21 protein-coding genes are annotated in these 18,605 nt (G+C 62.4%); 10 read left to right on the plus strand and 11 right to left on the minus strand.

All coding sequences use genetic code 11. The annotated features are described in order from the left end of the window. Positions 1 to 27: 27 nt before the first annotated feature. From AC57B6_RS11370 to AC57B6_RS11380, 3 genes are read left to right on the plus strand one after another with little or no spacing between them, the layout of a single operon-like run. Positions 28 to 555, plus strand: coding sequence for an SRPBCC family protein (locus tag AC57B6_RS11370; RefSeq protein ID WP_028195880.1), 528 nt, complete (start codon positions 28 to 30; stop codon positions 553 to 555). Between the two features lie 54 nt (positions 556 to 609). Further along, complete coding sequence (locus AC57B6_RS11375) at positions 610 to 1,017, plus strand: VOC family protein (protein ID WP_028195879.1); 408 nt, start codon at positions 610 to 612, stop codon at positions 1,015 to 1,017. Positions 1,018 to 1,021: 4 nt separating this feature from the next. Continuing rightward, positions 1,022 to 2,299, plus strand: coding sequence for an RNA polymerase sigma factor (locus tag AC57B6_RS11380; protein WP_030099369.1), 1,278 nt, complete (start codon positions 1,022 to 1,024; stop codon positions 2,297 to 2,299). 22 nt (positions 2,300 to 2,321) lie between these two features. Here the strand turns inward: AC57B6_RS11380 and AC57B6_RS11385 are convergent, their stop codons facing one another. From AC57B6_RS11385 to AC57B6_RS11410, 6 genes are all read right to left on the minus strand, one after another. Beyond that, positions 2,322 to 2,939, minus strand: a complete 618-nt coding sequence (locus AC57B6_RS11385; protein ID WP_028195877.1) for a LysE family translocator — start codon at positions 2,937 to 2,939, stop codon at positions 2,322 to 2,324. An 84-nt stretch (positions 2,940 to 3,023) separates the two neighbouring features. After that, positions 3,024 to 3,602 (minus strand): DUF4337 domain-containing protein, encoded by a 579-nt coding sequence (locus tag AC57B6_RS11390; RefSeq protein WP_106356232.1) that lies wholly within the window; start codon positions 3,600 to 3,602, stop codon positions 3,024 to 3,026. A 220-nt stretch (positions 3,603 to 3,822) separates the two neighbouring features. Continuing rightward, a complete protein-coding gene (locus AC57B6_RS11395) occupies positions 3,823 to 3,999 on the minus strand; it encodes a DUF1427 family protein (RefSeq protein ID WP_035519351.1) in 177 nt (58 codons plus the stop codon). Between the two features lie 55 nt (positions 4,000 to 4,054). Next, on the minus strand, positions 4,055 to 5,020 hold the full coding sequence (locus AC57B6_RS11400) for a quinone oxidoreductase family protein (RefSeq protein ID WP_496421351.1): 966 nt from the start codon (positions 5,018 to 5,020) through the stop codon (positions 4,055 to 4,057). 173 nt (positions 5,021 to 5,193) lie between these two features. Continuing rightward, the gene (locus tag AC57B6_RS11405) at positions 5,194 to 6,042 is read right to left on the minus strand and encodes an AraC family transcriptional regulator (protein ID WP_496421352.1); all 849 of its coding nucleotides are present in this window, start codon (positions 6,040 to 6,042) and stop codon (positions 5,194 to 5,196) included. 117 nt (positions 6,043 to 6,159) lie between these two features. Next, positions 6,160 to 7,125, minus strand: coding sequence for an AEC family transporter (locus AC57B6_RS11410; protein ID WP_496421353.1), 966 nt, complete (start codon positions 7,123 to 7,125; stop codon positions 6,160 to 6,162). A 124-nt stretch (positions 7,126 to 7,249) separates the two neighbouring features. Here AC57B6_RS11410 and AC57B6_RS11415 point away from each other — a divergent pair, with 124 nt between their 5' ends. Continuing rightward, positions 7,250 to 8,116, plus strand: coding sequence for a LysR family transcriptional regulator (locus tag AC57B6_RS11415; RefSeq protein WP_028195872.1), 867 nt, complete (start codon positions 7,250 to 7,252; stop codon positions 8,114 to 8,116). A 156-nt stretch (positions 8,117 to 8,272) separates the two neighbouring features. Here AC57B6_RS11415 and AC57B6_RS11420 read toward each other — a convergent pair whose 3' ends face one another. Both AC57B6_RS11420 and AC57B6_RS11425 read right to left on the minus strand, forming a co-directional pair. After that, the gene (locus AC57B6_RS11420) at positions 8,273 to 8,710 is read right to left on the minus strand and encodes an ASCH domain-containing protein (RefSeq protein WP_106356242.1); all 438 of its coding nucleotides are present in this window, start codon (positions 8,708 to 8,710) and stop codon (positions 8,273 to 8,275) included. Then, positions 8,676 to 10,868 (minus strand): GNAT family N-acetyltransferase, encoded by a 2,193-nt coding sequence (locus AC57B6_RS11425; protein ID WP_281662745.1) that lies wholly within the window; start codon positions 10,866 to 10,868, stop codon positions 8,676 to 8,678. Before AC57B6_RS11425 ends, AC57B6_RS11420 begins: the two co-directional genes overlap by 35 nt. 336 nt (positions 10,869 to 11,204) lie before the next feature. Between AC57B6_RS11425 and AC57B6_RS11430 the strand changes: the two genes are divergently transcribed. Next, entirely contained in the window at positions 11,205 to 11,741 is a 537-nt protein-coding gene (locus AC57B6_RS11430) for a GNAT family N-acetyltransferase (RefSeq protein ID WP_281662744.1), read from the plus strand. Positions 11,742 to 11,828: 87 nt separating this feature from the next. Here AC57B6_RS11430 and AC57B6_RS11435 read toward each other — a convergent pair whose 3' ends face one another. Beyond that, the gene (locus AC57B6_RS11435) at positions 11,829 to 12,569 is read right to left on the minus strand and encodes a GNAT family N-acetyltransferase (protein WP_496421354.1); all 741 of its coding nucleotides are present in this window, start codon (positions 12,567 to 12,569) and stop codon (positions 11,829 to 11,831) included. Positions 12,570 to 12,678: 109 nt separating this feature from the next. Here AC57B6_RS11435 and pdxR point away from each other — a divergent pair, with 109 nt between their 5' ends. From pdxR to AC57B6_RS11450, 3 genes are read left to right on the plus strand one after another with little or no spacing between them, the layout of a single operon-like run. Beyond that, a complete protein-coding gene (pdxR, locus tag AC57B6_RS11440; RefSeq protein ID WP_496421355.1) occupies positions 12,679 to 14,226 on the plus strand; it encodes a MocR-like pyridoxine biosynthesis transcription factor PdxR in 1,548 nt (515 codons plus the stop codon). 47 nt (positions 14,227 to 14,273) lie between these two features. Continuing rightward, positions 14,274 to 14,483: a hypothetical protein gene (locus AC57B6_RS11445; protein WP_149029735.1), complete on the plus strand. Its 210-nt coding sequence runs from the start codon at positions 14,274 to 14,276 to the stop codon at positions 14,481 to 14,483. Further along, entirely contained in the window at positions 14,452 to 14,781 is a 330-nt protein-coding gene (locus AC57B6_RS11450) for a hypothetical protein (protein ID WP_028195869.1), read from the plus strand. Before AC57B6_RS11445 ends, AC57B6_RS11450 begins: the two co-directional genes overlap by 32 nt. A 75-nt stretch (positions 14,782 to 14,856) precedes the next feature. On the opposite strand, the gene AC57B6_RS11455 is transcribed toward AC57B6_RS11450, so the two are convergent. Continuing rightward, positions 14,857 to 15,522, minus strand: coding sequence for an aspartate/glutamate racemase family protein (locus AC57B6_RS11455; protein WP_496421356.1), 666 nt, complete (start codon positions 15,520 to 15,522; stop codon positions 14,857 to 14,859). Between the two features lie 189 nt (positions 15,523 to 15,711). Here AC57B6_RS11455 and AC57B6_RS11460 point away from each other — a divergent pair, with 189 nt between their 5' ends. Beyond that, a complete protein-coding gene (locus tag AC57B6_RS11460) occupies positions 15,712 to 16,296 on the plus strand; it encodes a flavin reductase family protein (protein ID WP_028195867.1) in 585 nt (194 codons plus the stop codon). A gap of 67 nt (positions 16,297 to 16,363) precedes the next feature. Here the strand turns inward: AC57B6_RS11460 and AC57B6_RS11465 are convergent, their stop codons facing one another. Then, the gene (locus tag AC57B6_RS11465) at positions 16,364 to 16,849 is read right to left on the minus strand and encodes a GNAT family N-acetyltransferase (protein WP_496421357.1); all 486 of its coding nucleotides are present in this window, start codon (positions 16,847 to 16,849) and stop codon (positions 16,364 to 16,366) included. Between the two features lie 532 nt (positions 16,850 to 17,381). Between AC57B6_RS11465 and thrS the strand changes: the two genes are divergently transcribed. Continuing rightward, on the plus strand, positions 17,382 to 18,587 hold the full coding sequence (gene thrS, locus AC57B6_RS11470; RefSeq protein ID WP_106356250.1) for a threonine--tRNA ligase: 1,206 nt from the start codon (positions 17,382 to 17,384) through the stop codon (positions 18,585 to 18,587). Positions 18,588 to 18,605: the final 18 nt, after the last annotated feature.

Below are 18,605 nucleotides of genomic sequence, written 5' to 3' on the forward strand. Positions count from 1 at the left end.
ATCCGGCCACATCGAAAGGGATTCATCATGCTCAAAACCATTCTGATCGCCATCGTTGCGGTGGTGGGTCTTGTGCTCATCTACGCGGCAACGCGGCCCGATACCTTCCGCATCGAGCGCAGCGTGCGCATCAAGGCGTCACCCGAGCGGGTCTATGGTTTGATCGACGACCTGCATCAATTCAATCGCTGGAATCCGTTCCTGCGCAAAGATCCCGCGACGCAAGGCACTTACAGCGGCACGCCGGACGGCAAGGGGGCGCGCTATGCGTGGCAAAGCGAGAAGATCGGCGTGGGGCAGATGGAGATCGTCGATACGGCGGTGCCGTCGAGCGTAACGATGAAGCTCGATTTTCTGAAGCCGTTCGAAGCGCACAACGTCGCCGAATTCGAGTTGAAGCCGGAGGCGGGCGAAACCCAGGTCACATGGGCGATGCACGGACCCGCGCCGTTTCTGTCGAAGCTGATGCAGGTGTTCTTCAGCATGGACCGAATGGTCGGCAAGGATTTCGAAGACGGCCTGAGCAACCTGAAAACGCTTGCCGAGGCGAACTGAATACGCGCGATGTGCTGCACGGGCGGACACATCGCAGAATCAATGGATTCCATCATGCATAAGCAGATCTACGTCAATCTCGCTGTCGACGATCTCGGACGGTCGAAGGCATTTTTCAGCGCACTCGGTTTTACTTTCGATCCGCAATTCACCAACGAGCAGGCCGCTTGCCTCGTCCTCGGCGAGAACCTCTACGCGATGCTGCTGGTCAAGGACCTGTTCAAGTCCTTCACGCGCAAGTCGCTTTGCAATCCGAAGGAAAGCACGGAGGCCTTGTTAGGGCTCTCATGCGAGAGCCGGGGCGAAGTCGATGCGCTGGTCGCGAAGGCGCTTGCCGCCGGCGGCACGGTGCCGCGCGCGCCGCAGGACTACGGCTTCATGTACGGACATGGCTTCGAAGATATCGACGGCCATATCTGGGAGTTGATCTACATGGACCCGAACGCCAAGGCGGCGGGCTGATTCCGTGACAACACAGGCCACCCATCGTGCCATCGAGGCAGTCTGGCGGATCGAATCCGCCAAGGTCATCGCCCACGTCGCACGGATCGTGCGCGACGTGGGACTGGCCGAAGAGCTGGCGCAGGACGCGCTGGTGGCGGCACTCGAACATTGGCCGGATGCGGGCGTGCCCGACAATCCGGGGGCGTGGCTGATGGCAACCGCGAAGAACCGTGCCCTCGACCGCTTGCGCCAGGAAGCACTGCATGCCCGCAAGCGCGAGGAGTTGGGCCACGATCTCGACGCAAGGGAGGCGCACCTCGTGCCGGATTTCGTCGATAGCCTCGATGCCGCACGCGCCGACGATATCGGCGACGACCTGCTGCGGCTGGTGTTCACCGCGTGCCACCCGGTGTTGTCCACCGACGCCCGCGTCGCGCTCACGCTGCGCCTGCTCGGCGGTCTCACCACCGACGAAATCGCGCGGGCATTCCTCGTGCCCGAGCCGACCGTCGCACAGCGCATCGTGCGGGCCAAGCGCACGCTGTCCGCGGCCAAGGTGCCGTTCGAAGTGCCGCAGGCGGATGCGCGTGCGCCGCGGCTCGCCTCGGTGCTGCAGGTGATCTATCTGATTTTCAACGAAGGCTATTCGGCCACTGCCGGCGACGACTGGATGCGACCTGCGTTGTGCGAGGAAGCGCTGCGACTGGGGCGCGTGCTGAGCGGGCTCGTGCCGGACGAAGGCGAAGTGCACGGCCTCGTCGCATTGATGGAAATCCAGGCGTCGCGCACCCACGCGCGTACCGATAGCGAGGGTAAGCCGGTGCTGCTGCTCGATCAGGACCGCAGCCGCTGGGACCCGTTGCTGATCCGCCGTGGCCTGGCCGCGCTCGCCACCGCCCACGCGTTGGGCGGCGCGAGCGGGCCGTATGCGTTGCAGGCCGCGTTAGCCGCGTGTCATGCGCGCGCGCGTCGCGCCGACGAGACCGACTGGGTGCAGATCGTTGCGTTGTACGACGCGCTGGCGCAGGTGGCGCCTTCGCCGGTGGTCGAGTTGAACCGGGCGGTGGCAGTCGGCATGGCGTTCGGGCCGGCTGCCGGACTGGAAATCGTCGATGCGCTCGCCGCCGATGCGGCGCTCGCGAACTATCACTGGCTGCCGAGCGTGCGTGGCGATCTGCTGGAGAAACTTGGCCGCGTGGATGAGGCACGCGCCGAATTCGAACGCGCTGCCGCCATGACGCGCAATGCGCGCGAGCGCGAACTGTTGCTCGAGCGTGCCGCGCGCGGCCGCACGCATTGAACCTGAAGCGTACCCGGCCAACTTACCGGATCAACTGGCGCACGCCCAGCGCGACGATCAGGCCGCCGCACACGCGATCTATCCACGCCTTGCAGCGCCGGTACGCCGAAGCAATCCGCGCTTGCGACAACGTGAGCGCGACGAATCCATACCAGCTGCTCGCGACCACGCAGACCATGCCGAGCATGGCGGCAAATGTGCCGACGCTGACATGCGGCGGCGCGGCGGAAGAAAACACCGCGGCAAAGAACGCCATCGACTTCGGATTCGCGATGTTGGTCGCAAAGCCCTGCGCGAATGCTTGCCGAAAGCCGCCGGTCGACGCATGCAGGCGCTGCGCCGGCTTACCTGCGGAAGCGTTCGCGATGAGGCGGCCGCCGAACCAGATCAGATAACCGGCGCCGGCGATCTTCACTGCCAGCGCGAGCCACGGAAACGCGGTGAACACGATGCCGACGCCGAGAATCGCGCAGCTTGCCCAGAACAGATTGACGAGCACGATGCCGCCGACCATCGAGAGCGCCTCGACGCGCGTCGCCGAGGCGGCCTTGTGCGCCACTGCGACAAAGTTCGGGCCGGGGATCACCACGCCGGCTATGTACACGGAAAAAACGCCTAGAACGGCGGACCCATCAATCACGCATTGCTCCTTAACTCATCCATCGGGCAAGACGTAGCATAACCGCCAATCGCGCCGGATATGGGCGCAGCGCCCGTCGCTCAATCAAGCCGCAAAGAACGCCACAGCGGCCGTAACCACACCCGCTGCGGCAACACCGAACGACAGATTGCGCAGCCATTTCTTGCGCGTCAGCAACGTGATCGCGCACAGGGCGATCGCTACCTGAATCAGGGTCGTGGCCTGGGCCCAGCGGTGATGGCCGTGCAGCAGCGCTTCACTTTTCGTGTCGTTATCGACGACTTCCTTCTCGATCGCTTCCGCCTTCGCGCGGATTGGCTCCTTCTGCTGTTTGTACTTGTCGACGTCGGCGAGGAATTTGGCATGGGCGTCGGCATTGCCGGCCGATAGCGCCGCGCCGAGTTCAGCGAGGTTCTCTTTCTCGCCCTTGGCCTGGTAGTAGTTCCATTGATTAGACGCTTCGGTCTTTTTAATGGCGGCTTCGTTCTTGTAGTAAAGCGCCAGATTTTCGCTGTTGCCGCTCTGGTAGGCGCACAGCGCGCCAATCGTCGCGAGGATCGCCGTCATCACGGCCATGCGGCTCGCAAAGGGATCCTCGTCGTGGTGGCCGGCGTGTTCAACCGCATGGTCGTGCGGACCATGCACTTCATATTCTTCAGACATCTGATTCTCCGAGCGAAGCTTTTCTTGTGATCTCCGGGCGGCGCGCATGGCGCAGGCCCCTGCGTGGACGACGCGGCAAGCGCTGCCCACCGGCCCGGCGGGCTCAATCTTAGCGTGTGGCGACCGGTGATGGAAAAGCTATCGGCGCGAAGGGCTGTCGATGACGGACGTCGATGAGGAACGTCAACAGGCGGACGAACAGGCGGACGAAGGGCGACCGTCAGTGAATACCGGCGGCCAGCCACGTCCGCACGAGCGGGATCATATGTTCACCGGCCAGCATGCCGAGCAGGCCGACGAGCGCGACCGTCGGCGGCGCGGGCGATTTCACCTGCATGATGCTGTACAGCAGACCGACCACGACGCCGGCAACAAGCGAGATCAAATACGCTTTCATGTTCGATAAACCCATCTGAAATGCGGGCTGCCACGCCCGCTGGTCGCTTCGGCAATTACATCGTGATGACGATCCGGCCGCGCGCACCGGCGGCCACTGCCTCATAGGCTTCGCGTGCCCGTTCGAGCGGGAATTCCTGCGCGATGACCGGCCCTTGCAGCTTGCCGCTTTCGAAGCCTTCCACCAGCGCGGTCATCAGCGGTGCCGATTCGGCGACGCCCAGCTTGGCGCTGTCCACGCCGAGGAGTTGCGTTTCGTTGTGGTAGAAATCGATCAGATCGAATTCCACGCGACGCTGGCCCGTGGCGCTGATCTCCAGCACCCGGCCGCGTCGTTTGACGAGACTTAGTGCAGTCTGAAACGCGACACCGCCGACGGTGTCGTACACCACATCCGCACCGGCGCCGCCGGTTAGCGCCTTCAGGCGCGCCGTCACGTTTTCGTCGAGCGGGACGTACTCGTCGAGCAAACGCGCCGCCGGGGTGTCGGCGGAAAGCGGATGACGGTCGACCCCGATCACGCGGGCGCCCCGCGCTTTCGCGATTTGCACCACCGCGCCGCCGACAGCGCCGCCCGCCCCGATCACGGCAATCGTTTCGCCCGCCTGCAGATGGGCATACTCGACCGTGCCAAGCCACGCGACCACGAAGCTCACGCCGATCGCGGAGGCCTGCGCATGGCTGAGCGTCGCGGGTTTGCGCGACAAGGCGGTGAGCGGAATCTTGATGAACTCGGCGTGGGTGCCGTCGCGTGTGAAGCCGATGTCGCCGCCCGTGCCCCAGACTTCCGCGCCGAGCCAGGCCGGCGGGCCATCCACCACGACGCCGCTGAAGTCGCGGCCGGGCGTGCGCGGCAGAATCGTGTGCTCGAAATGGCCGGACACGTTCTTGACGTCGCTCGGATTCACCGAGGCCGCCTTGATTTGCACCACGGCGCTATCCGCGTCGGCTTGCGGCGTCGGCAGATCGACGATTTCGAGTACCTGGGGTTGGCCAAAAGTCTTGAACTGAATCGCTTTCATCGCTTGTTACTCCTGTCAGGTCTTGTGCTGCTTCGTGCAGCGGATGAGCGTAGTCTACGTGGCCGGTATGGAAGCGTTGAGACAAAGACTTTCGAATTTCGGACAAAACGCGGTGTGAGCTGCTGCGGCCGTGTTGGGCCATGCTGGACTGTAGGGCGGCCGGCGCGCAGGGCTCACCCGTTTGCGGCGTTCGTAGACTGGCTATGTTTCGTCGGCTCCGGCGCACTCGCCGTGCTCGCGTCGCCCAGCGTCGCGCCCGGATCGAAGCCGGTCGGCGGTGCGCCCAACTCACGCCGGAACATGTCGCTGAAGCTACTCGGCTGGAAACCCAGCGAGCGGGCGATGCTGCTGACCGGGCGTCCCTCGGCGAGACCTGATACGGCGACCGCCAGTTGCACCTGGCGCCGCCATTCGGCAAAACCAAGCCCCAACTCGCGGGTGAAGAGACGCGCCAGCGTGCGCACGCTGGCGCCGACCGACGCCGCATGCTGTTCGAAGCTGATCGCGATCGAAGGGTTGTCGATGACCGCGCGGCACAAGGCGTCGAGCCGCCGGTCCGACGCATCGGGCAGCGCGATGCGCAGCGACGAGCGCGGGGCGTGCCCCAGCTCCAGCATCGCGAGACGATAGGCGGCGTCGAGATAGGTCTCGTCGCGAGCATGGGTGCGCTCGTGTTCCGCAATCGATGTGATGAGTTCACGCAACAGCCCGTTGATCTCGAACACGTCGCTGCGCTGACTCAGGTGGCCGACGTTGCGCTCGTGGAAATAGATATTGCGCATTTCCACCTCGCTCATCATGTGGATGGAGTGAACGGTGCCGGCCGGCAGCCAGACCGCGCGCTGCGGCGGCACCACCAGCGCCTCGCGGCCTACTTCCACCCACATCACGCCCGATACCGCGTACAGCACCTGTGCCCACGTATGCGAATGCGGATCGATGCGCAGCCCGCGCGGATAGTGCCGCGCGAGCGAGCGGGCGTCGGCGTCGTCGTGAAGTTCGGGTGGGCGGGCTTTGGGCACGGCGGTTCGCTTCGCTGTTCACGGTCCGCTCTTCGCGCATGAAGAGTGTGGACCCGGATGGTCCGTGTGCGAAGCATAGCGCGAGGCATGCAAGGGTGAATATTCCGCGCGTTTCGCCTACGTGCGATGCCCCATCACCAGCAGCAGCAACGACAAGGTCGCCACCGATCCCACCGTCGACAGCAAGATCGTGCGGGAGGTGATGTGCGCCTCGCGGCGGTAGAACTCGGCCAGCATGAACGGGCCGGTGCCGGTGGGCAGCGCGGCCAGCACGACGGCCATTTCGACCAGCGCGGACGAGAGCCCGAACACGCGCGCCGCGAGCCACCAGGTCAGCGCCGGCTGCCCCAGGAGCTTGACGCCGCTCAGCAGCAACGCGATGCCGCGCGTGCCGGTGCCGGTGCCGGTGCCGGTTTCGGACGATGGACGTTTTTCTGCGAGGAACAGGCCAAGGCTGACCAGCGCACACGGACTGGCAGCGCCGCTCAACAGCTTCAGAAAGGTCTCCGCGCTTTGCGGCAATGCGACGTGAGTGGCCGCCAGCAGCACGCCCGCAATCGGCGACACGATCAACGGATTGCGCGCCAGCGAGCCCAGCACTTTCAGCCCCAGCTTGTGCGGCGTGCGTTCGGTCTGCAAGCCGACTTCGATCAGCACGATGGCAAGCGCAAACAGCACGCACGCGACGAGGATCGTGGCGATCGTGGTCGGCGTCAGGCTGGCCGGGCCGAACGCGATCATGCCGAGCGGAAAGCCGATGTAGCCGGTGTTCGGATACGACGCCGCAATGGCGTCGACGCTCGCGTCAGCCAGATGCCGGCCGCTGAACATACGGATGGCGAGAATCGGCAGAAACGCGCCGAGGCAACCGATCGAAAATGCCGCGACGAAGGCCGGTTGATAGAGCTGCTGCCACGTGGCATGCGCCATGGTGTCGAACAGCAGCGCCGGCAATGCCAGCCATACAACGAAGCGGTTTAGTTCGGACGCGCTGTTCGGTCCGAGCACGCCGCGCCGGCGGCAGGCAAAGCCCGCGAAAATCAGGCCGAATACGGGAAGAAGAATCTCTAGAGTGGCTAACATCGGTGCAAAAGGTAGGGGCGCGGAGAACGATGCGCCAGCGTAGTGGCTTGCGTTGATACAATCCAATACTGTTTTTTTAGTCCAATAATACCTTTTCTGCATCGTCAATCAGCCCGAGGGCGTCGTGATCGATATCAAGCCGTTGCGCTACTTCGTGACACTCGCCGAGACGCGACATTTCGGCCGTGCGGCGGCGCGCCTGAATCTGTCGCAGCCGCCGTTGAGCCGGCAACTGGCGGCGCTGGAGGCGAGTCTCGGTGTGACGCTGCTCGAGCGCAGTCCGCGCAGTGTCACGCTGACCGCGGCAGGCGAGCGCTTTTACGCCGATGCGAAGGCGATCCTTGCGTCGGTGGAGCAGGCGGTCAGCAATGCCCAGGCGGCGGCGCACGGCGACGCCGGCAAGCTGGCCATCGGTTTTACGATGTGTGCCGCGTACAACGTCGTGCCTGGCTATGCGCGCGCGTTCGGCGCGGCGTTTCCCGAGGTCGCATTGAATCTGCGCGAAGTCGTGTCGAACGATCTGGCCGCGCAGGTGCTGTCCGGGCAGATCGACGCGGCGATCATGTTTCCTGGCGTGCCCGACAAGGGCATCGCGACACGGACGATTCTGCGCGAGCCTTTGTGCGTGGCATTGTCGCGCAACCATCCGCGAGCGCGCGCACGGCGTCTGGCGATCGCGCAACTGGCGGCCGAGCCGTTCGTGCTGGCGTTGGAGGAAGTCGCGCCGAGCTTGCGCGCAACGATCCTCGAGCATTGCCGCTCGGGCGGCTTCGAACCGGATATCCGCTTTGAAGTGCAGTTGCAGCAGACCGTGCTCAGTCTCGTCGAAGAAGGCGTAGGGGTGGCGCTCGTGCCAGCCTCGATGCGTAAGGCGCAACTCGCGGGCGTGGTGTTCCGGCCGCTGGTCGATGCGCCGCTGATCGAGCAGGTGCTGGCGTGGTCGCCGGCTAATCGCAATCCGTGTCTGGCGCGGTTTCTTGAGTTGGCGTGAAGGGGGGGCTTCATGAATTTGCAAGACGGTCCGTGGCATCCGCTGGGTCTGCGGGATAGCGCACGGCGCTCTGCTTGAGCTGCGGTCGGCAAGAGAAGGTTCAGGCCGTTAGGCCGACGTAGACCCCACATCGCGCACGTTCGCGATAAGCGCCGACTAGACGCGTTTGCCTTCAATAGCGTGAAGGAGCGGACTGTCGGGTGCAATGCGAATAAAGAACTGCGGAGGTTGAAAGCCCGCCGATACCGCCCTTAACTCCGTCAGCGAAATGGTGCCGGAGAGTCGTTGTGGTTCGTACAAGCCCAAAGCGAAGCCCTTGGATAACCCGTCGAAGTAGTCGAAGAATTCGCGCCGGGTGATGCCGCACACACTCGAAAATCGCCGCCATAGCGTAGTGGGCGCAAGCGAATGGGCCGCGCTCACCTTGGCACAACCGATCACACGGCCAACCGGTAACTTGACGTAAATCCATACTACGGTACCCGCTTTCACGTTCATTGCACGGCGCCGAAGTTCCACATGCTTGGTGCCGGCAAGGATGTTTTCGGCGTGCCGTTCCTCAAGCGAAATAAGTACGTGTTCTGGATGTTCCATTGACAAATCCTTCCTGGAGGATTCCTTGAAGCTGTGCATCATTGATCGCGTGCGTGGTAAGCAGATCTTGCGGACTGCCGCAACCCAGTAGCCGCAATGTGGCGAGCGGAACTGGACGTTCAAGGCAGATAATATTGTCAAACACCGTGACGGTTTTCGTCTTGGATCGACCAATCGTTTCGAGCCCAGCGGAGTCGAGAACTGACGGATCGAGGTCCGAATTTTCCATCGCTTCTTGGGATTTCAAATACGCGTGCCGTACGCGCGCGATCGCGACAATGGCGCCGAGACCTTTGTTCTTCGCGGATTCGTAGAACAAGATGAGGTTACCACGCTTAAAGTGTCTGAGCGTCGCGGAGCCGCTCAAATAGTGACGCTCTTTGTATAGTCTCGCTCGGGCGTGCGGAAGGAGGCTTTTTTGAGGCGAATGAGCCAATAAGTCCTCTGCAAACTCGTGTCGCACCGGAGAAATCACGGCCGTTCGTCCGGGTAGGCAAAAGAGTGCAGGCGAGAGAAGCGTTTCTAGCGTCATCAAGGAGGCATGTCCTACGTTTCCATCAGGTCTGACGAGGCGAACCTGCTGGTCAACGTCCCGATATACCGGTGGCGTATCGGGAAGGCGCACACGGGCTGCCTGAAAAAGGCAATCTTTGCAGTCCGACCAGTTCGATGTCGTGACGACGCGTCCAAGGGCAATCTTGGTTAGCGATGTTTGGCCCGGCAATCCGCCGAAGCCCAGCCCGGCCGCCACCTCGCGGACTTGCGCCTGCTGCGCAGGAAAGGTCAGTCTGATTCGGGAAGTGCCTTCCGCCATAGCTTGTTCTATCAGGTGTCCAAGCAGAAGGCGAGCTGCATGCATCGCACCGGGTTGAGTTTCATCAATGGCCACGTGAGCATTGAGATCGACGCCAGCGATTACCCTAGGCCACATAAGGTATCCCACCAGGATGCCGTTGGACCAAACGCCATGACGGTTGCAGACTCGTTCATTCGAGTCGATCGCAGCCCACTCGGCGACAAGGGCAGCGACCGGTATTCCGAGCCGGGATAAAAGCCGACGAACCTCGGCTTCGTCTGTCTGAGTAACGGACGCGATTGAGAGTGCGTCATTTGCGCTGGTTTGAAACACTTCTTCTCTCGTTTCGCCAGTGTTCAAGTCTTTGAAAGCGCCGGGCGAGATTACCTGGATTCCGCATCGCTCGTGCAGTCTCGCGGCGGCGTTCAGTATCGACGAATCATTTGTGACGAGGCCGGTGAGCCCGTTCTGGATAGCGGTGGCCAAATGTCGTAGATCGGAAACGTCGTTATCGCTTAATGTATTGGCCCGATAGCGTTCCGGGAATACGATAGAGGCCAATACCGGCTTGAGTGCATTCCACTCCTCCGCACTCGGAGTAGGAAAAGAGGGGAATATGCGCGCATACGCCAGCATCGGATCTGTTATCCCAACGCGTGCTGTGCGGGTGAGTTCATCCGTAATTTCGGTGCTCAGGGCCAACTGGCAGGAACCGGCTCTTTCAATTCGAAACAGGTCAAGGATTTCTTCGTTTCTACGTCTGCGCGGACCCAGGTCGAAAAGGACGTTCAGGTCCAGCAGGAAGAGGGGAGTCGTTGCGCCGTATGCCGAACTCAAACCCAAGGGATCGGCGGCGCTGAGCCCGCTTGTCGCAAACAATTGTGGCGAGTCCAACTCATGGCTGCGGACGACGATCGTGCGGTTTCTTGTTTCGCCGCCTCTTACGATGCTCTGCACATAGAAACCTTGCTCTTCCCAGAATTTGTTGGCCTGACTGAGATCTTCTGCCACACGTGCATACATGGAAATGAAAGCGTGGTTTGTCAGATATTTTTTGAGGTGCCGCAATAGGCGAGTTGCTATTCCATGTTTTCTGAGCGCCGGCGCGACAAAAATCTGTCGTACTCGTCCTTTCGGATGTCTGGCTTCAAATAGTAAGTGACCCGCATATGACATGCTATTTGCATGGCGTTCTACCGCGACGAAGAGTTGTTCTTTCCGGGCGAAGTCTTCAAAGACGCGTGACGGGAAGAACCCGAGCGCATTTTTATCGCTGTCCGCTGCCTTATTGACTGAGTCTACAAACGGAGCAACGTCGCTGTAGCGATCCAGAATGTCAATGGTGTGTTGTTCGACAATCATCTTGGTGTTTGGCCTCGCCGCGTTTTGCCGCAATCAGATACCTCCCTGCAGTGCGATAGCTTGCGAGAAGTTGTTGCGGGCTATTTTGGTTGAGCTATTCCTGAACGAGGTACGTCAACCTCTGCAGGAGCGGGACCGTAAACATACCATTATTTAGGGTGCCTATATTAATAGGATGTGGTTGCAAAATCGGGTGATGAAAAGATGGCCTGTGCATCGTCACTGAGCTAACCTGGCTGGCAATTTTTTTGCGCGACCAAGCGACGGTGGCGTTGTTAAAATCTACGCACAGCAAACACCTAATTTTCCAAGCCACCACGCCAACCCCAGCCACCCATGCCCACCCACCCCACGCTCCTCACCACCGACCGTCTGACCATGCGTCCGCACACACGCGACGATTTCCTCGAGAGCTACGCGATGTGGTCCGATCCCGAGGTGATCCGCTACATCGGCGGCAAGCCGTTCACACGTGAAGAGGTCTGGGCGCGCCTGCTGCGTTACGCCGGACATTGGGCGATGCTGGGATACGGCTACTGGGTGGTGCGGGAAAAGGACAGCGGCCGGTTCCTGGGTGAAGTCGGCTTTGCCGACTACCACCGCGATATCGAACCTTCGTTGATGAACACACCTGAGATCGGTTGGGCACTCGACCCCGCCGTCCACAATCGCGGCTACGCGACCGAAGCGGTGCGTGCGGCACTTGCGTGGGCCGACGCGCAATGGCCCGACGGCGAGACTGTCTGCATCATCGCGCCGGAAAACCAGCCGTCATTGCGTGTCGCGCACAAGTGCGGTTATCGCGAGCAACATCGGACGACGTATAAAGGCAAACCAACCATCGTGCTGCGGCGAGCGGCTGGCATTGCCTGAATCGTCGCGCGGCATATGCGCGGTTCACGCGCCGACACTCGGCCGGCGTGTGAACCGGCTGTCTTATTGACCGCCGTACAGACCGTCTTATTGACCGCCTTCACTGGCCGCTGCCCGTTCCCGCGCGATCAGATCCACCAGGCGTTCAACCTGCTTGCCCTGCGCGTCGAAGTTGCCGGCATCGAGCCAGCGTACATAGCTCGGGCGCAGCGCGGGCCATTCACTGTCGATAATCGAAAACCACGCGGTGTCGCGATTGCGTTCGTGATACACGATCGCCTGCCGGAAGATGCCTTCGAACGTAAAGCCATAGCGCAACGCCGCTCTGCGCGACGGCCCATTGAGCGAATCGCACTTCCATTCGAAGCGGCGATAGCCGAGCTCGTCGAACACATGGCGCATGAGCAGGAACATCGCTTCCGTGGCAACGCGCGTGCGCTTCAGGAGCGGCGAAAAAGTGACGTGCCCGACTTCGATCACGCCGTTCGCGCGGTCGATGCGCATCAGCGCGAGTGTGCCGACGGCCTTCCCGGACGCGAGATCGATCACCGCGTAGTGCAGGGGATCCGGCGATGCAGCCATGCGCGTCAGATGTTCGCGATACGCGGCAAGGCTCTCAAACGGGCCAACCGCCAGATAGGTCCAGTCGCGGGCGTCGGCCGCCGAGCTATACGCCTCGTACAGGTCCGCCGCATGGCGCTCCACGTCCACCGGTTCGATCCGGGAATAGCAGCCCAGCAGCGGCTCACGGCTGGGTGCTTGAGCGCCTTTCCAACCCGGCACGGGGGCGCCGATCGGCTGCCCGAAAGCGTTATGTCTGGGTTCCATGTGTGTTGTCCTGTGAATAGGGGATCGTCGTTGCTTACGGAGAAACGATACGGTAAACGTGGTATGTTAAAAAGATCCAGCAGAACAGCATTTGGTAGGTCCAGCCACGATGATCGAGATCATTGGTCCGCTCGCCAATCCGGCCGCCGGCAGCGGCGAAAAGTCCGTGCCCCTGCAAAAACAACTGATTGAGCGTTTGCAGCAGGCCATCCTCGCTGGGCGCCTGCCGGCCGGGTCGCTGCTACCGTCGTCACGCCTGCTGGCCGCGGAGATGGGCGTGTCGCGCAATACCGTGGTGATCGCGTACGAGCATCTGGCCGCGGTTGGCTATGTGGTGGCCGACAAAAAGGGCACACGCGTGAGCCCGCTCTCGAGTCCGGCGGCACGCGGTGAACCGCAAACCCTGCCGCCCGCGCCGAACGTCGCCTGCGCGGCACGCGTCGAGCAATTCACGGCAACGCGCACCCACGTCGACAACACCTTGCCGATGACTCCCGGCACTCCCGCGCTGGATCGTTTTCCTGTGGCCGCCTGGCGGCGTGCGCTGGAACGCTCGATGGAGCGTGCGCTGCCAATGGCGCTCGGCTACGGCGACCCGACCGGCGAGCCGGCACTGCGCGACGCGATCGCCGGGCATTTGCGGATGGCGCGCGGCGTGCGCTGCGAGGGCTCGCAGGTGATCATTACCGAAGGCGCGCAGGAGGCGCTGAACCTGTGCGTGCGGCTGTTCACCAATCCGGGCGACATCGCGTGGGTGGAAGATCCGGGCTATCGCGGCGCCAAGGCGGCGTTCAATCTCGGCGATCTGACTACGGTGCCGATGCCGGTGGACCCGGAAGGCATCGCGGTGCCGCCCGACGCATGGGACACACATCCGCCCAGGCTGATCTACACGTCGCCCGCCCATCAGTATCCAACCGGTGCGGTGCTCTCGGTGGCGCGTCGGCTCGAGTTGATCGCCCAGGCGCGCCGCTGCGGCGCCTGGCTGATCGAAGACGACTACGACGGCGAATTCCGCCACACCGGCGAGCCGATCGCCAGCATGCAGGGGCTGGTCGACGACGCGCCGGTTCTGTACGTCGGCTCATTCAGCAAAACCATGTTTCCGGCCTTGCGCATCGGCTTCGTGGTGTTGCCGCGCGCCATTGCCGCGCACACTGCCGTGGCGTTGCAGGAGACATTGCGTGGCGGACATCGTCTGGAGCAACTGGCGCTGGCGCATTTCATCGACAGCGGCGAATTCGGGCGGCATCTGGGCCGCATGCGGCGTTTGTACCGGGAGCGCCAGCAGGCGCTACGCGATGCGCTCGCCGAACACTTCGCGCCGTCGCCGATTCTGGGCGGCAATTGCGGCATGCATCTGACGCTGCGCTTGCCGCCGTCTATTTCCGATCGGACCCTCGCCGCACGCGCGCTGGCCGAGCGGCTCAATCCGCGTGCACTGTCGGGTTTTGCATTGCAGCAGCGCGACGAGGCAAACGGACTTGTGATCGGCTATGGCAGCACGCCGGCCGGGCAACTGGCGCCGGCTGTGCGGGTTCTGGTCAGGCTGGCGCGCGCGATGGCAGGCGAGTCGGGCGGCGCCTTGGCAAATAGGGCGGAAAGCAGGTCGACAGGCGGATCGACGAGCGCAACAGCACACAAGCGCGCCGTGTAAGTTTTTACGTTTGTCCGCATGGCCCATGTCGCGCTATCGTGTCGTTTATGCGCGGCAATTCGAAAGTGCGCGACGTCGACGAATTGCCCGCAGGTCATGCCCAGCGCACCGCCCTGCCATATCGCATGACACGCGGCGCCCGGCTGGCCCGGCCGCTGCCGGGTTCGGGCATGAAGCATGCCTTTGTTGTGCTTATCTATGACGATCTATCTGACTGGAGACAACATGAAGGAAATCGAACCGACCGCCTGGTTTGAGCTTGCTGCCCATGAACCTGTCCGCGAAGGCTGGTACGAGGTGCAGTTGACGAGCGGAGACACGGCATTTGCGAAATATGGCGACGGCGTGTGGACCGAAAAACCGTTGCTGGTGTTCACGCACTGGCGCGGCCTGTCCGCCGACCCGTCGAAAGCGGCCGATGGCGAGGCCGAATCGATCGGCGCCGAGGCCACTGCGGCTCAAGGGGTGCGCGCCGCATGGAACGCATTTTTCCCGGGACTCGGCGAAGAACAGCACAAACCGTTGGACGCCATGCCTAACGGCAAAGCACATTGAGCATTGGTTGACGGAATGCTTGAGCGGCAGCCGGTCGGCTGCCGCTCAACGCTTCGGCCGCCAATCTGCCGATCTCTATTTTATTCGGGCAGCAAGCGTGGCCGCGTGCACCGCGGCGGCGAGGGCAATCGCCGGCGTGGTCAGCGGTTTCTTTCCGTGCGCGACCAGCAAGGCTGCGCCCGCCATCGATGTTTGCGCAAACGCCACGACATCCGCGCCATTTTCGTAGGCGGTATCCGTAGCGGCGGCGATTGTAGACAGATAGCCCGCCGTGTCGCCCGCTTTAAAACACTCCCAGGCGCCGCTAATCAACCGAACCTCGACGCTCGCTGTGGTAAGCGTGGCGGCTTGAGCAAATAGGTGTGTGGTCGGGTCGAGTGTGGTGGATACGGTGCACAGCACGACAACCTTGCCGCCACTTTCCACTGCGCATTGAGCCAGCGCGGCATCGGCCCGCAAAACGGGCACCGGAGCGGCCTGTGCGACGAGGCCGTCGTCCACTGACGGGCCGAGCGTCGAACAGTTGAGCAACACGGCGTCTGCATTGTTCGTGAGCGTGAGGAGTACCTCGCGGGTTTGCGCCGCGATCTCGCCGGTCAACCCACCGGCGCGCTCAGCGGCCGCGAGCAAGTCCGCGCGGACGACATGCACAAGCTCGAGCGACTCGTAGCCGGCGGCGCGGGCGGCCGCGTCGAATATGGCGATGTTGCTGTTGGCGGTGTGCAAGCAGACGATACGCACGGTCTCTCCAATGATCTGTGGCAGTTTTGCATTCTCGCCTGGATCGGCGGGACATAGCGCTCGCATGTGGAAACGACGCCGATCCGGCGGGTACGGCGGCTCGCCCTCATGGCGCTCATGACGCTGCGCCACTCGCTTTGCGTGTCCCCGCTACAATCTGCCTGATCCATTTGACGCGGAACAGCACGTATGAAAATCACCCGGGAACCCGTCGCCTTGTCGCGCGCCACGCAATTGCTGAATCATGGCCCCGTCACGATCATTACCAGCGCGCACGGTGGCCGTTCGAATGTGATGGCGGCATCGTGGGCCATGCCGCTCGATTTCACGCCGCCGAAAGTCGTAGTAGTGGTGGACAGCCGCACGCTCACCCGGCAACTGATCGAAGCGAGCGGCGTGTTCGGACTGCAACTGCCGAGCCGTGGATTTGCGGCGCAGACGCTGGCGGTGGGCACGAACGCGGGCACCGAACTCGACAAGTTCTCGGCCTTCGATCTCGAGACCTTCCCGGCACAGCAAATCGACGTGCCGATGCTGGCCGGCTGCATCACGTGGATGGAATGCAAGGTGATCCCGGACGATAGCCAGCGGCACGATCTGATTATCGGCGAAGTGGTTGCCGCCTACGCGGACAGCCGGGTCTATTCGAACAACCGCTGGCACTTCGGCGACGATCCCAATCTGCGCACATGCCACTACGTGGCCGGCGGCACATTCTTCGCGACGGGCGATGCATTTGAAGTCGAACCGGCGGCGAGCGGGTCGGGAGGCTGACCGGTCCGCAAACAAGGCGCGCATAACTCGCTACCTGGCGAGGTGTCGGTTCGAATGCACGCGTGTCTTACCTGTTGCCTTCCGCAAACGCCGTGAGCGCGTCGCCCGCCAGCCGGTAGCGGACCCATTCGCTTTGTGCGCTTGCACCGATCGACTCATAGAAGCCGATCGCCGGCTCGTTCCAGTCCAGCACGCTCCATTCGAAGCGGCCGCAGCCGCTCTCGCACGCAATCCGGGCGAGGTGGCGCAGCATCTGCTTGCCCGCGCCGCTGCCGCGCGCGGCCGGCGATATGTACAGGTCTTCCAGATAAAGCCCGTGTTTGCCGAGCCACGTCGAATAAGAGAAGAAGTACACGCTAAAGCCGATCGGCTCGCCGTTCATTTCGCAGATCAGCGCCTTCGCGGATGAGGTCGCTGAGAACAGGCTTGCTTCGATGTCTTTAACGGTCGCGACAACTTCGTGTTCTGCTTTTTCGTACACCGCGAGTTCGGTGATAAAGCGAAGAATCAGCGCGGAATCGGCTGCCTGGGCGGGGCGGATATGGATGGTCAAGGCGAAGTACTCGGTTGGTCTGAAGTGCGGAGTGCAGGAGCCGCCAAACATGGCGGCCAATCTTCTACTCGCTATAGTACGTGGGACTGAAAGTTCCGGGTAGTGACATGGGTTGCCGCGTCACTCGCGATATCCATTCGCGATGGTGTTTCTCACTGTCGCCGAGACAATCGAGCACCCATTCCCGCATCGGCGGCGCCTTGCGCCCATACGAGGCGACGCCGGTTTATGGTTGACCTTGACGCACAGCCGAACGCAAACCGACGCTGGTCGAAATCGCGATTGACCTCCCGCCATAAAATCGTTTACTGTCGATCCATGGACTTCCACTCGATTCCCTTCGCTGCCGTCACCACCACGACGACCACCTTTACAGGCGGGTCGTCTGGAGGTTGCGCACGCTAGAAGCAGGAAACTGTGGCAAACCACCAAAGGCCCCGCCGGAAACGGACGGGGCCTTCGGCGTTTCTGGACCTCCGTTTGCGGTACCGATCTGCAGTAACTGCAACATCAAACCCAATGGAGCGTCATCATGAACGACATCGACCATCGCGTACTGGGCAACAAACTCGACCTCTTCCATCAGCAGGAAGAAGGTGCGGGCATGGTTTTCTGGCACCCACGCGGCTGGGAACTTTACCGCGTGCTGGAGGACTACATTCGCGCCCGCATGCGGCGCGCGGGCTTTCGCGAGATCCGCACGCCGCAATTGCTGGCGCGCTCGTTGTGGGAAAAAAGCGGCCATTGGGAGAAGTTCGGCGCGGCGATGTATTCGCTCGCCGACGCGGAAGAAGGGCGCGCGCTGTGTCTGAAGCCGATGAGTTGTCCGTGTCACGTGCAGGTGTTCAACCAGCGCGTGCGCTCGTATCGCGAATTGCCGGTTCGCTATAGCGAGTTCGGCGCGTGTCATCGTGACGAACCTTCGGGCTCGCTCGAAGGCCTCAAGCGTACGCGTGCATTCGTGCAGGACGACGCGCATGTGTTCTGCACGGAGGCGCATATCGAAGCCGAAGTCGGCCGCTTCTGTGCGCTTTTGCGTGCGGTCTATGCGGACCTTGGTTTCCCCGCTTTCAAAGTCGCGCTGGCCACGCGGCCCGCGATGCGGGCGGGCAACGATCAAACGTGGAATCGTGCGGAAGAGGCGCTCGCCAATGCAGCGCGTGCAGCGGGCCTCGAATTCGACGTGCTCGAAGGAGAGGGCGCATTCTACGGCCCGAAACTGGAGTTTCATCTGACGGACAGCCGTGAACGCAGCTGGCAATGCGGCACGATCCAGCTCGATTTCGTGTTGCCCGGACGGCTCGATGCGGAGTTCGTCAATGAGCGCAACGAACGTGAGCGGCCGGTGATGATTCATCATGCGGTACTCGGCAGCATGGAGCGTTTTATTGCGATGCTGCTCGAACATCATGAAGGATGGCTGCCGGTATGGCTCGCGCCGGAACAGGTCGTGGTCGCGACGATCAGCGATGCGAATGCGGCCTACGCGCAAGAAGTGATGCAAGCGCTTGAAGACGCCGGCATCCGCGCGCTGCTCGATGGCCGGCCGGAGCGGCTCGAAAAGAAGATCGTCGACGCACGTGAAAAGCAGGTGCCGATTTTTGTCGCGGTCGGCTCCCGCGACGAGCGCGACCGGACGATCAGCATTCGCATGCGTGATGGGCAACAGTCGACGCTTGCGCTCGCGGAAGGCGTCGAGCGTTTGCGGCTGGCTGCGCTGCCGCCCGCCACGCGCTGATGCCTGTCACAAACGGCT

The sequence above is a fragment of the Paraburkholderia sp. BGA-UO-ETr-F12 genome (genome assembly GCF_059567945.1).

Excerpts from the sequence above, each read along its gene's own strand:
- AC57B6_RS11450 (WP_028195869.1), top strand. The coding sequence starts at position 14,452 with ATGAAGGAAATCGAACCGACCGCCTGGTTTGAGCTTGCTGCCCATGAA.
- AC57B6_RS11425 (WP_281662745.1), bottom strand. The coding sequence starts at position 10,868 with ATGATTGTCGAACAACACACCATTGACATTCTGGATCGCTACAGCGAC.
- AC57B6_RS11370 (WP_028195880.1), top strand. The coding sequence starts at position 28 with ATGCTCAAAACCATTCTGATCGCCATCGTTGCGGTGGTGGGTCTTGTG.
- AC57B6_RS11445 (WP_149029735.1), top strand. The coding sequence starts at position 14,274 with ATGCGCGGCAATTCGAAAGTGCGCGACGTCGACGAATTGCCCGCAGGT.
- AC57B6_RS11435 (WP_496421354.1), bottom strand. The coding sequence starts at position 12,569 with ATGGAACCCAGACATAACGCTTTCGGGCAGCCGATCGGCGCCCCCGTG.
- AC57B6_RS11420 (WP_106356242.1), bottom strand. The coding sequence starts at position 8,710 with ATGGAACATCCAGAACACGTACTTATTTCGCTTGAGGAACGGCACGCC.
- AC57B6_RS11400 (WP_496421351.1), bottom strand. The coding sequence starts at position 5,020 with ATGAAAGCGATTCAGTTCAAGACTTTTGGCCAACCCCAGGTACTCGAA.
- AC57B6_RS11390 (WP_106356232.1), bottom strand. The coding sequence starts at position 3,602 with ATGTCTGAAGAATATGAAGTGCATGGTCCGCACGACCATGCGGTTGAA.
- AC57B6_RS11430 (WP_281662744.1), top strand. The coding sequence starts at position 11,205 with ATGCCCACCCACCCCACGCTCCTCACCACCGACCGTCTGACCATGCGT.
- thrS (WP_106356250.1), top strand. The coding sequence starts at position 17,382 with ATGAACGACATCGACCATCGCGTACTGGGCAACAAACTCGACCTCTTC.
- AC57B6_RS11410 (WP_496421353.1), bottom strand. The coding sequence starts at position 7,125 with ATGTTAGCCACTCTAGAGATTCTTCTTCCCGTATTCGGCCTGATTTTC.
- AC57B6_RS11460 (WP_028195867.1), top strand. The coding sequence starts at position 15,712 with ATGAAAATCACCCGGGAACCCGTCGCCTTGTCGCGCGCCACGCAATTG.
- AC57B6_RS11375 (WP_028195879.1), top strand. The coding sequence starts at position 610 with ATGCATAAGCAGATCTACGTCAATCTCGCTGTCGACGATCTCGGACGG.
- AC57B6_RS11395 (WP_035519351.1), bottom strand. The coding sequence starts at position 3,999 with ATGAAAGCGTATTTGATCTCGCTTGTTGCCGGCGTCGTGGTCGGTCTG.
- pdxR (WP_496421355.1), top strand. The coding sequence starts at position 12,679 with ATGATCGAGATCATTGGTCCGCTCGCCAATCCGGCCGCCGGCAGCGGC.